This window comes from Microcoleus sp. B13-B6 (assembly GCF_036705405.1).
In the GTDB taxonomy this organism is placed as follows: domain Bacteria; phylum Cyanobacteriota; class Cyanobacteriia; order Cyanobacteriales; family Microcoleaceae; genus Microcoleus.
On the sequence record NZ_JAUBUJ010000170.1, the window covers coordinates 1 to 10,029 of the forward strand.

9 protein-coding genes and 1 pseudogene are annotated in these 10,029 nt (G+C 46.4%); 8 read left to right on the forward strand and 2 right to left on the reverse strand.

The genetic code is table 11. From position 1 onward, the window contains the following. Nucleotides 1–134 precede the first annotated feature (134 nt). Nucleotides 135–338, reverse strand: a complete 204-nt coding sequence (locus QUB35_RS37145; protein WP_333147810.1) for a hypothetical protein — start codon at nt 336–338, stop codon at nt 135–137. 969 nt (nt 339–1,307) lie between these two features. Between QUB35_RS37145 and QUB35_RS37150 the strand changes: the two genes are divergently transcribed. From QUB35_RS37150 to ruvA, 4 genes are all read left to right on the forward strand, one after another. Continuing rightward, nucleotides 1,308–3,944: an AAA-like domain-containing protein gene (locus QUB35_RS37150; RefSeq protein WP_333147812.1), complete on the forward strand. Its 2,637-nt coding sequence runs from the start codon at nt 1,308–1,310 to the stop codon at nt 3,942–3,944. A gap of 72 nt (nt 3,945–4,016) precedes the next feature. Then, nucleotides 4,017–4,271, forward strand: coding sequence for a type II toxin-antitoxin system RelN family antitoxin (locus QUB35_RS37155; RefSeq protein WP_333147814.1), 255 nt, complete (start codon nt 4,017–4,019; stop codon nt 4,269–4,271). Between the two features lie 181 nt (nt 4,272–4,452). Further along, nucleotides 4,453–4,575 (forward strand): hypothetical protein, encoded by a 123-nt coding sequence (locus QUB35_RS37160; protein WP_333147816.1) that lies wholly within the window; start codon nt 4,453–4,455, stop codon nt 4,573–4,575. Nucleotides 4,576–4,580: 5 nt separating this feature from the next. Then, complete coding sequence (gene ruvA / locus QUB35_RS37165; protein ID WP_333147818.1) at nt 4,581–5,204, forward strand: Holliday junction branch migration protein RuvA; 624 nt, start codon at nt 4,581–4,583, stop codon at nt 5,202–5,204. A 295-nt stretch (nt 5,205–5,499) separates the two neighbouring features. Here ruvA and QUB35_RS37170 read toward each other — a convergent pair whose 3' ends face one another. Beyond that, nucleotides 5,500–6,072, reverse strand: coding sequence for a hypothetical protein (locus QUB35_RS37170; protein ID WP_333147820.1), 573 nt, complete (start codon nt 6,070–6,072; stop codon nt 5,500–5,502). Between the two features lie 428 nt (nt 6,073–6,500). Here QUB35_RS37170 and rpsO point away from each other — a divergent pair, with 428 nt between their 5' ends. The 4 genes and pseudogenes from rpsO to QUB35_RS37190 all read left to right on the forward strand — a co-directional run. After that, complete coding sequence (gene rpsO / locus QUB35_RS37175; RefSeq protein ID WP_190661928.1) at nt 6,501–6,770, forward strand: 30S ribosomal protein S15; 270 nt, start codon at nt 6,501–6,503, stop codon at nt 6,768–6,770. A 95-nt stretch (nt 6,771–6,865) separates the two neighbouring features. Beyond that, a complete protein-coding gene (locus QUB35_RS37180; protein WP_333147822.1) occupies nt 6,866–7,339 on the forward strand; it encodes a PAM68 family protein in 474 nt (157 codons plus the stop codon). Nucleotides 7,340–7,692: 353 nt separating this feature from the next. Continuing rightward, nucleotides 7,693–8,754, forward strand: a complete 1,062-nt coding sequence (gene aroF / locus QUB35_RS37185; protein WP_333147824.1) for a 3-deoxy-7-phosphoheptulonate synthase — start codon at nt 7,693–7,695, stop codon at nt 8,752–8,754. Nucleotides 8,755–9,254: 500 nt separating this feature from the next. Continuing rightward, nucleotides 9,255–9,557, forward strand: a pseudogene (locus QUB35_RS37190) (DUF4277 domain-containing protein); the annotation flags it as partial. Nucleotides 9,558–10,029: the final 472 nt, after the last annotated feature.

The following is a 10,029-nucleotide window of genomic DNA, read 5'->3' on the forward strand; positions in this document are numbered from 1 at the left end:
CGCTTTAGGGATTTTCCTTAAAGCTTTGTGGGATACCACCATACTCTCAGACGTATCTGATGAGTGTGCTATCTGAATATTTTCGCCGATTGTCGGGGATTGTCTGAATTAAAAGTATCAGCGCCAATTATTTCCTAGCCTTTACCGGTTTTTACCTCTTCTTGCTCCCCATCCTCATTCGTTCCAGTGTAGTTAAAGTCGGGACGACTCTCCCAAGCCGTCAAACTCCTGGCTGATGAAGGTTGTGGAGCGAGCGCCGAAGCGCTGGCGCTGCCTGCCTGGAAAAAGCCGAAGCCAGCCGAGGCAATTACCCCTAATACTAAGATGCTGTTTTTCATGTTCGATGACCCTGATTTGCGTAGATTGGCACTTCTTGGCTAACCCGATATATCAGAAATGGGTTGATGCAATAACCCACTTGTCTTCTGATAAATCTGCCTGCCATAATCAATTCAGACAGGCACACCCGCTTGCGATCGGAAACGCCGGAAGTGACGTGTTACTAACGTCCACGATCATCCACCAACCTGATTTTTTTGGGTAGTGGAGCGAAAGCCATCAGGGCGTCGATCCATCAGGGAGTTATGCCATCAGGGTGCTAATCCATCGGGTAGTTAAGCCATCAGGGCGCATCTTCTACAATTAGCCACCGACTTAACTTTTATAGTTGAGTGAGTGGTTAGCCTGGTACTGACAAAGCCTTTAAGAATTAAACTTTTTGTGGATGCATCCTGAAAAGTTTGTTCTTAGGAATCCCCGAACGCGAAAGCCCGGGGAATGTCAGCAGCATGGAATTCCATGCAATCTAAGTCAACTAAAAAAACGCAGATTAACGATATCTCCCACTCAAGCAGTCCTCAGCCAAACGCTGGGGTTTTTTATTGGCAGCCATTGCGAGCGCCTTTTTCTCCGGCCTCCGGCAGGCGGATCAGAAGGCAGAAGGTTGACGGGGCTGTGGTTATGAGTTTCCCTGCCAACATCATACCACCGGGTGAAATTTAAAGTATTATTGTAAAAAAATGTGAAAAAAAGGGCGTTTTAGCGTTTTCTCACTCGATCGAGTGAAAATTCATCTAATTATGTGAACGAGTGTAAAAAATCAAGTGGCGGGGTACGATTGGGCCGATCGCAGGATTTGGGGGGAACACTTGCAAAGATACGGTAAAGATTGATAAGGAGAAAGCTGAGCTAGTAGACAATAGAGAAAGAGGAACAAAAGTTTCCCACCATAGTAAGCGGGCAATAACTCCAATTCGGAACCTTTCGATCGCACAGCAGAGGGGCGTAAAATCTTGATGAATTCCCAGATGACAGCAGAAGTCCACTCAACGTACCAATATCAAGTCGGAGGATATTTGCCTGCCGGTGCGCCCACCTATGTCCGGCGATCGGCCGACAGCGAACTCTACGCAGGACTCAAAGCCGGAGACTTCTGTTACGTGCTGAGTGCGCCACAAATGGGAAAATCCAGCCTGCTAGTGCAAACGGCCAAAAGGTTGCACGCCGAAGGTACAGTTTTTGCAGCCATCAACTTGAGAAGCATCAGCAGCCCAGATATCTCCCCCCAAAAGTGGTATGGCGGAATCATGTACCGCATGGCAAGCAGTTTACACATCACAAACAGGTTTGATGCCATCAAGTGGTGGAACGATCGCGAACTGCTGTCGCCTGTGCAGCGATTGGAGATATTTATCGAAAAAGTTTTGCTCAAGTCACTTCAGCAAAATCTGGTAATTTTCCTAGATGACATTGAAAGCATCAGCAGCCTAAATTTCAGTACCAGCGATTTTTTTGCTTTGATCCGGGCTTGTTACTCCAAGCGGGCAGAGCAACCGGAATACGATCGCCTGACTTTTGCTGTTATGGGAGTAGCAGCCCCCTCAGAATTGATCCGAGATCCAAGATGCAACCCTTTTAATATTGGACGGCAGATTCATTTAAGTCGATTCCAACTGCACGAAAGTTTGCCGCTAGCAAAAGGATTAGCCCTGAAAGCTTTTCGCCCCCAAAAAGTGCTCCAAGAAATATTAGCTTGGACGGGTGGCCAACCGTTTCTAACTCAAAAACTTTGCCAATTGGTACTTGAATACGGGCCTTTTATTGGCAGAAATTCCGAAGCTAAGCAGGTTGAAAAACTGGTCAAACACAGAATTATTAAAAATTGGGAAGAAGAAGACGAACCCCAACATTTGACCGCAATACGCGATCGCATTTTCCATAACCACTGCGACCTCACGCGGCTGTTAACGCTGTACCAGCAAGCTTTGCAACCGCCCCAGGCAACAAAATCCGGGGAATCGCAGGGAGTACCAGCAGATTACTCTCCCGAAAAAATCGAATTGCAACTGTCAGGACTGGTTGTTAAATCTCACGGTAAATTAATAGTTGCAAACCTAATTTATCAGTCAGTTTTTAATCAATTTTGGGTGGAAAAAGAGCTGGGAAAATTGGCTCCGTACCGCTTGGCGCTAGCAGCATGGCTGGCTTCAGACCGCGAAGATGAATCGCTGTTATTGACAGGGGAAAGTTTGCAGTCAGCTTTGGATTGGGCTGCGGACAAACAATTAAGCCAAGAACACTATTGGTTCTTGAATCCCGATCGAACTTTTGGGGAAAAACCGACAGTCGTTGTCGCACAAGTTGCAGACAGCAGCGTAGACACAGAAGCAGACAGCAGCATCCTCACCCCGCCCTCAGACAGTGTTCCAATTGGCAGCAACGAACAGAGATTGTACGATCACATCGTCTCCTGCGTGGAAACAGAATCCCCCGCACAGGTGATCGAGCGGTTCCGAAAGCTATTTATCGACGGCATGGGCTATCCCGATCGAGAGATTGAAGCAAGTTTGTACAGTATAGTCTCCGTCAAGCGATCTGATCAGGACTTTAAATATCTCCTCCACCGCTGCTGCTACATCCCGATCAACCGCTGGCAATTGAATTCCCAAAACCAATTCGCGATTGCCAAGTTGGTAGCTTTATTTAAGCAGACTTCTCCCCGATTCGGGATGGAATTTTACATAGTCAAGCGCTTGCAAGAACAAATAAATTTATTTACTAAAAGTGACGAATTCCAGACCATAGAGCGCTTAGTAAAAGCCTTAGATAGAGAGGCGGAACAGCAGAAACAAGATACAGATTCTCCTTTGGGCGAATTGATCTGTCGGTATCCTTATTTGTACGGCTATTCTCTACTGAGCAAGGACAGCATTGAGGAAGACCAACAAACCATCAAAAAACTGGCATTTCAAAGACAGCGACAATTTGAAACACATTTGTCTAAATATTTGAATTATATGGTTGAGCCGAGAAATACAGAAATAGGAATTGTGCAGCGGGCGGCTAATCCCACACTTTTGAACGATGCAGAACTGCACTTAGCGGTCAGGGAATTTGCGGGAAAAGTAGCAGGCGATCGCAGCTACAAAGAAGCGGCTCAATTTTTCCTAAGAGATTCCCGACAAACTCCATCTTACGCTTCATTTAAAGTGGATTTATATGAATATTTAATATCGTCGGTAGAACCAGAATACGGCGGGCGTCAATTTAATGACCGCTTGTACAAGCACATCAAAAATACATTGCCAGAAAATGACTCGGTGAAATTCAATAATATATTGTTAGTTCGGACTTGCCACCAGTTGTTCAACTTCTTAGTAGTGGAAAATTCCCAACATCCCAGCCACTACGTTTTTTACGACTTGGTGTACAACCTCGGCGCCAGCAGGACAATGGGTTTACTGCTGAAACTTGTACTGCTTTCGGCAAAAGTTAAACCTGAGTTGGAAAAGCGATTTTCTATTTTGTTTAATCACTATGAAGGTAAAGCTTCTAATGAAATTATGTGGTTTGTTAAATCCTTGGAAAATTTCAATGTGGCTTTGGTTGTGAATTTTGGTAAGACGGATTTGTCTTTGGTTAAAGAGCATCTTATTTTGACTTGAGAATAAGAAAATCGGTCGAACTAGAACAGGGTTATATAATAGTATTAATTGAAAAAAATCCAGGAGAAACCAATGAAAGCCTTTGAAGTCACAGGAACGATCGACGAAAAAGGTCAATTAATTCTCGATCGACCTTTAACCGCAGAAACTCCCGGCCGCGTGCGAATCATCGTTCTTCTTCCCGAACCTACAGATGAAGATGAAGACGACCCCGACGATACTCCAGTTGAAGAAGTAAAAGCCAGTCTCAGAAGGGCATTCCAGGAAGCTAAAACCCGACAGCGAATACCTCTTTCTCAAATGTGGGAGGGCATCGATCGATTTTAGATTTTAGATTTTAGATTTTAGATTTTAGAGGATCGCATGATTTATCAAGTAGAATCACCGTCGATCGTACTTTTGTTAACCATTTACTCAAAATCCGATCGAACTCACATCTTGCACCATTCTCAAGAACGGGCAAGATGCCCGTTCCACAAAGAGTAGATTTTCTTGTGGAACAGGCATCTTGCCTGTTCCTAAAAGGCTAATTGAGAATGGTGCAAGATGTCAGATCGAACAGATATCAGTCTCAACGAAATCCGCAGCATCATCGCCGAGTTTGACGAAAACGAATAGCGGTGTATTATAAACTCTATGATTAGCTATCTCAAAGGCACAGTAGCCGATATCGCCAAAGGCAGCAACCGCGTCATATTGACTCTGGAAGTCAATCAAATCGGCTATGAAATCCAAATTTTGCCCCGCGTGACCGGTCAATTGCCAGCATCCGGCGAAGTCGCCCAAATTTTTACTCACCAGCAAGTTAAGGAAGACCAAATCGTATTGTACGGTTTTGGCAGCGCGGCAGAACGCGATTTGTTTCGGCAGTTGACGAGTGTTAGCGGTGTGGGAGCTCAACTGGCGATCGCACTTCTCGATACTTTAGGATTGCAAGATTTAGTCCAGGCGATCGTCGGCGGTAACACCCGCATCCTCGCCAAAACCCCAGGCGTGGGTACAAAAACGGCAGAACGTCTCGCCCTGGAACTCAAAAGCAAACTCTCGGAATGGCGACAGCAAGCAGGTTTGACAACTTCAGTCGCCGCCGGAGTCCCCCCAGCTATTCAAGAAGAAGTCGAGATGATCCTGCTGGCGATGGGATACACTGCGGCTGAAGTCTTGCAAGCGCTGCAAACCCTCAGTCAAGACAGCACTTTGGCCGCCAAAGGTGATGCGGATGATTGGATACGTGAGGCGATCGCCTATTTGAGCCGATAGCAACTCTGGACACGGCAATGCCGTTTCCCTACTTGAAACAAGCTTCTGTTGATGTATACGAGACTTTGAGCCGATCGCAAGTCGCAATTCACTTTTCCCCGCAAGGGCATTAAAACTCTTTTTAAATAATTGAATTTTAAAAACGGACTAACTATGTCGCAATTCACTTTTCCCCGGAAGGGGATTGAAACATGAAAATACAAGTAGTCTCTGACTTACATCTAGTCGGAATTCACTTTTCCCCGCAAGGGGATTGAAACTCTTTAATTGAAGTGAAGGAAGGGGGCGTGGCTGATTATTGCGCGGGGCGCTTAAAGCTCACCACAAAACTTCTCCCTCCGCTCTTGTCTTTGCCTCTTGGCAGCACGCAGTGTTGCCAACTCCAGCGGATTGGACCAGCGATTAAATAGGCGTCGCCTGCATGTTGTTCGAGTTCAAAGACGGGGCTATTGGCATCTTTGCGAAAGCCAATGACGCGGTTGTTGGAGAGGCTGATGGCGAGGATTCTCTCTCCGTGTCGGTGGTTGTCGATGTGCCATTTGAACTGGGCCGAGAGGCTGCCGAACCAATCCGTGACGCGGTATTGATTGGGCATCTCATCGAAGAACCCACGGTCTTGTAAGGTCTTCCCCCAAGCGAGCATCCAGGGGCTGGGTGGTGGGGTCTCTTTGCCGGGGGCTCCGCGACGGATGGGCGCGTCGGCCTTTGGGGGTGTGGTTGGTTCGGGGGTGTTGTGTCCGAAGTCTCCGTAGTAGCGAAAGAGTACATCGCCTGGGTTCTTGGTGTACTCGTCATTTGCCACAATGAGGTCTACCTCTGTTTGAGACAGTAACTTGGGGAAGGTCTTTAGACCGGGTGGCTTTGCCATTGTGTTCCGGGGTTTTTCTTATGGTGTGTTTGCTGTGTCGATCGCGCCAGCGCCCACCCACCACAGTGGCCCGAATTTTATTACGTTTGGTGGGTGCCATAAAAAGCATTTATGCAGGGCACTGGGCCTTTATCCACCAACCATTATAGAAATAGCTTTCGACATTATTAAAGGGGTCATCGCAAATCTCGGGGTTGTTTGCGGGGGCCAGACAGAGAGAGTGCGTGCCGTTGCTGGCACTAAAGAATGTGGTACTGTTGGCGCTCGCTGGTTTCAATGTCGCAATTCACTTTTCCCCGCAAGGGGATTAAAACTCGCCATGCGAACTCTTGCAGCAAAAATTTCATCCCGCACGCTGCAACCTTGTCCATTCCCTGTGGTACAATTGCAGATTGTGACAATCGTACAAAAAAAACTAAAATCAATTCATGGCTCTTACACAACAGCGCAAACAAGAAATCATGGGCGACTTCCAAACCCATGAAACCGATACAGGCTCAGCAGATGTCCAAGTCGCCATGCTGACCGATCGCATCACAAAACTCAGCGCCCACCTGAAAATCAACCAAAAAGACTTCGCCTCCCGGCGCGGTTTGATGATGATGATCAGCCGCCGCAAGCGCCTGCTGGCATACATCCAAAGGGAAAATGTCGATCGCTACAAAGCATTGATTGCCCGTCTAGGCATTCGCGGCTAAACACCAAAGCCAAAATTTGCGACAATATTCTTTAATCTTGGACAAACACCAAGACTTATTGAAAAATGTTCGAGATTTCAGGTTAGAGATAAAATATGTCCTCCGAACCACCCCGCAAGCGCTTGCCCTTTGAACCGGCAACAAATCGTAAAAAAACGCCTAAAAAGCCCCCAGAACCCCAAGCAAGCCTAGCCTTAGAGTCGGATTCTGCCGACAAGCAGCCGAAAGCTAACAAAACCGGAAAACAGTCGCAATCCATCCCAGAAGTAGTCAGCCAACGCATGATATCTCGCATAGCGGTATTCTGCGGCATACCGACAATCCTGGGAATTTGCACATTTTTTGTCAGCTATTTGGTAGTCAGCAAAGGCTTGTTCGATCTGCCCAACACAGCAGTATTGCTGGTAAGCATGGGCTGTTTTGGTCTAGGCGTTCTGGGATTAAGCTACGGAGTCCTCTCAGCTTCCTGGGATGAAGAAATTTCAGGAAGCACTCTGGGGTGGGAAGAATTTAATACCAATTTTGGACGGATGCGAGAAGCGTGGCGCGCCGCCAAGCCAAAAAGTTAGTCATTAGTTATTAGTTATTAGTTATTAGTGACAACTTAACATTAAACCGATAGTCCGATAGTCCGACAGGGAATGAATTCCCTGTCTCAAAGCGAAAGTCCTCTTGCATAGGACTAATGAATTTAAAAAGTTTTCTTCTCAGTCCTCATAGCGAGGACTTTAGCTTTGAGACAGGGGTTTTAACCCCTGGCGGACTTGGCGGGTAAGCGAGAGAACTTGGCGGACTAAAAGCTTAAGTTGACACCAATGGCTACTGCCGTGTCCTGATATCATTCGATCGCCATTGCATCTATTTTTCTCAGTTCATCCGTGTCATAATTCGTTTCTAGCCCAACAGAAAAGGCAAAAAAAATATGATTATTGTAATGAAAGCCGGCACTCCAGAAGCCGAGATCGATCGACTAGACGAAGACCTCCGCACTAACTGGGGTTTGATACCAGAAAAAATCGTCGGCCGTTACAAAGTTGTCATGGGTTTGGTAGGCGACACCGCCGAGCTCGAACCGATGCAACTGCGCGAAATGAGCACCTGGATTGAAGAAGTGCTGCGCGTCGAAAAACCCTACAAACGCGCTTCTCTGGAGTACCGCCAAGGAGAAGCCAGCACAGTAGAAGTTGCTACTCCTTTAGGGCCTGTGATGATTGGCCTGCACCACCCGATCGCGATCGTAGCAGGCCCTTGCTCGGTCGAAAACGAAGAAATGATTGTCGAAACGGCAATGCGCGTCAAAGCTGCTGGAGCTCATTTTCTCCGTGGTGGCGCGTACAAACCGAGAACTTCCCCCTATGCTTTCCAAGGCCACGGCGAGAGTGCTTTGGGATTGCTAGCTGCGGCGCGGGAAGCTAGCGGTTTGGGAATTATCACCGAAGTTATGGATGCGGCGGACTTAAGTGCGATCGCAGAAGTAGCCGACGTGATCCAAGTCGGGGCGAGAAATATGCAGAATTTCTCACTGTTGAAGAAAGTCGGAGCTCAAGACAAACCAATTTTGCTGAAGCGCGGCATCTCCGCCACCATTGAAGAATGGTTGATGGCTGCTGAGTATATCATGGCTTCTGGCAATCCGAACGTGATTTTGTGCGAGCGCGGAATTCGCGGGTATGACAGGCAATATACACGCAATACCCTCGATTTGTCGGCAGTACCAGTATTGCGGACTCTGACTCACTTACCGATTATGGTTGACCCTAGTCACGGCACCGGTTGGGCGCAGTTTGTACCGTCAATGGCGTTTGCTTCGATCGCCTCTGGTACAGATTCGCTGATGATTGAAGTGCACCCGAATCCGAAAAAAGCTTTGTCTGACGGGCCGCAATCTTTAACACCGGATCAGTTCGACAAGTTGATGGAAGAATTGGCGGTGATTGGTAAAGTCATGGGACGTTGGCCGCAGCCCGTGCCTGTTTTGGCATAGAAACAGGCGAAACGCCTAACCTAAAATGCGATCGCTGTTAAATCCCCGACTTTTTTAAGAAGTCGGGGATTTTGTTATTCGGTTTTTGGAATAGAGGCCCAGGGGCATTTGTGACAAGTTACTGGAGTTTAGACTAAACAGCTATTAAATCGCGATCGTCACTGCACTCACCAACCCACATTCCGCACCCCAAACTGGCACATAGTCGGATTGAGGGGGTAAAAGTGAATCACCCGAGACAATGGTGAGTAAAAATACTCAATAATTTTGGTCAAACTCCAATCATGAGGGCTGAAAATTCCTGACAAGAGAAGTGAAGGCATGAGTTAAATCTGATACGAGTTAAAAGGGCGAGCGGTAGAAAACGAAGTTTAGGGCGTATTCGTAACCTGATTGATGACGAAAATGCGTTAATTGCGCTCGCAACCATAGCCAATAATCACCAAAAACAGTGTAAACTAGCAATCGCGATAAACGCTTAAATCAGGATTCAGCAGCCCATGCAGAAAGCATCCCAGATAAAAGTAGAAAACCTAGATCATCTGGGCTTGATAGCCGGTCTAGTTGATGAAATAGGAATTGTTGAAAAAATCAATGAATTAGTAGGCGAACAACCGGGTGAGATAGTCAGTCCCGGCCTGGTAGTTAAAGCCATGATCATCAATGGATTAGGGATGGTTTCCGCCCCATTATACTTATTTTCTAAATTTTTTGAAGGGAAAGCAACAGAACATTTACTTGGAGCAGGGATTCAAGCATCACATTTAAATGATGACCGCTTAGGAAGAGTATTAGATAAATTATAAATAGCCGTAATTACAGAAATATTTACAACCATTGCCCTGTCAGCCGCTCAAAAATTCGTAAGGATTCAGGTCTAAAAACTTGCGGCTCCAACGCTTGTCTGGCAAGGGTTTTAGGGCAAAATAAGGGTTTTTGTCTTTCGTGGTTTATTGTCAATAAACGAGGAGAAATGACAGTTTTTCGTGGCTTATTGAGAATATAGATTGATTTAGTATCAAGCTCCATATCTAAAGTCTTTGCCCAGCAAGGAGTTCAGTGACCTGAATCCTTACAAAAATTCGAGATAAAAACCGACACATCTCACCTCGACTCAAGTTCATTTCATCTACATGGCAAATATGAACAATAATTGCCATCAGTATCTTTTGCTAAGACAGAAATGGATAGCAATCAGTTAGATAGGGCTTGCTGAATCAGTGAGAAAAGTAAACAGTGTATGGGTTTTCCGACCAAAAAAGTAGTAAGGGTGCA

Bases quoted from the DNA above. Each gene is read 5' to 3' on its own strand.
- QUB35_RS37150 (WP_333147812.1), top strand. From the start codon at position 1,308: ATGACAGCAGAAGTCCACTCAACGTACCAATATCAAGTCGGAGGATAT.
- QUB35_RS37145 (WP_333147810.1), bottom strand. From the start codon at position 338: ATGAAAAACAGCATCTTAGTATTAGGGGTAATTGCCTCGGCTGGCTTC.
- QUB35_RS37170 (WP_333147820.1), bottom strand. From the start codon at position 6,072: ATGGCAAAGCCACCCGGTCTAAAGACCTTCCCCAAGTTACTGTCTCAA.
- ruvA (WP_333147818.1), top strand. From the start codon at position 4,581: ATGATTAGCTATCTCAAAGGCACAGTAGCCGATATCGCCAAAGGCAGC.
- QUB35_RS37180 (WP_333147822.1), top strand. From the start codon at position 6,866: ATGTCCTCCGAACCACCCCGCAAGCGCTTGCCCTTTGAACCGGCAACA.
- aroF (WP_333147824.1), top strand. From the start codon at position 7,693: ATGATTATTGTAATGAAAGCCGGCACTCCAGAAGCCGAGATCGATCGA.
- rpsO (WP_190661928.1), top strand. From the start codon at position 6,501: ATGGCTCTTACACAACAGCGCAAACAAGAAATCATGGGCGACTTCCAA.
- QUB35_RS37155 (WP_333147814.1), top strand. From the start codon at position 4,017: ATGAAAGCCTTTGAAGTCACAGGAACGATCGACGAAAAAGGTCAATTA.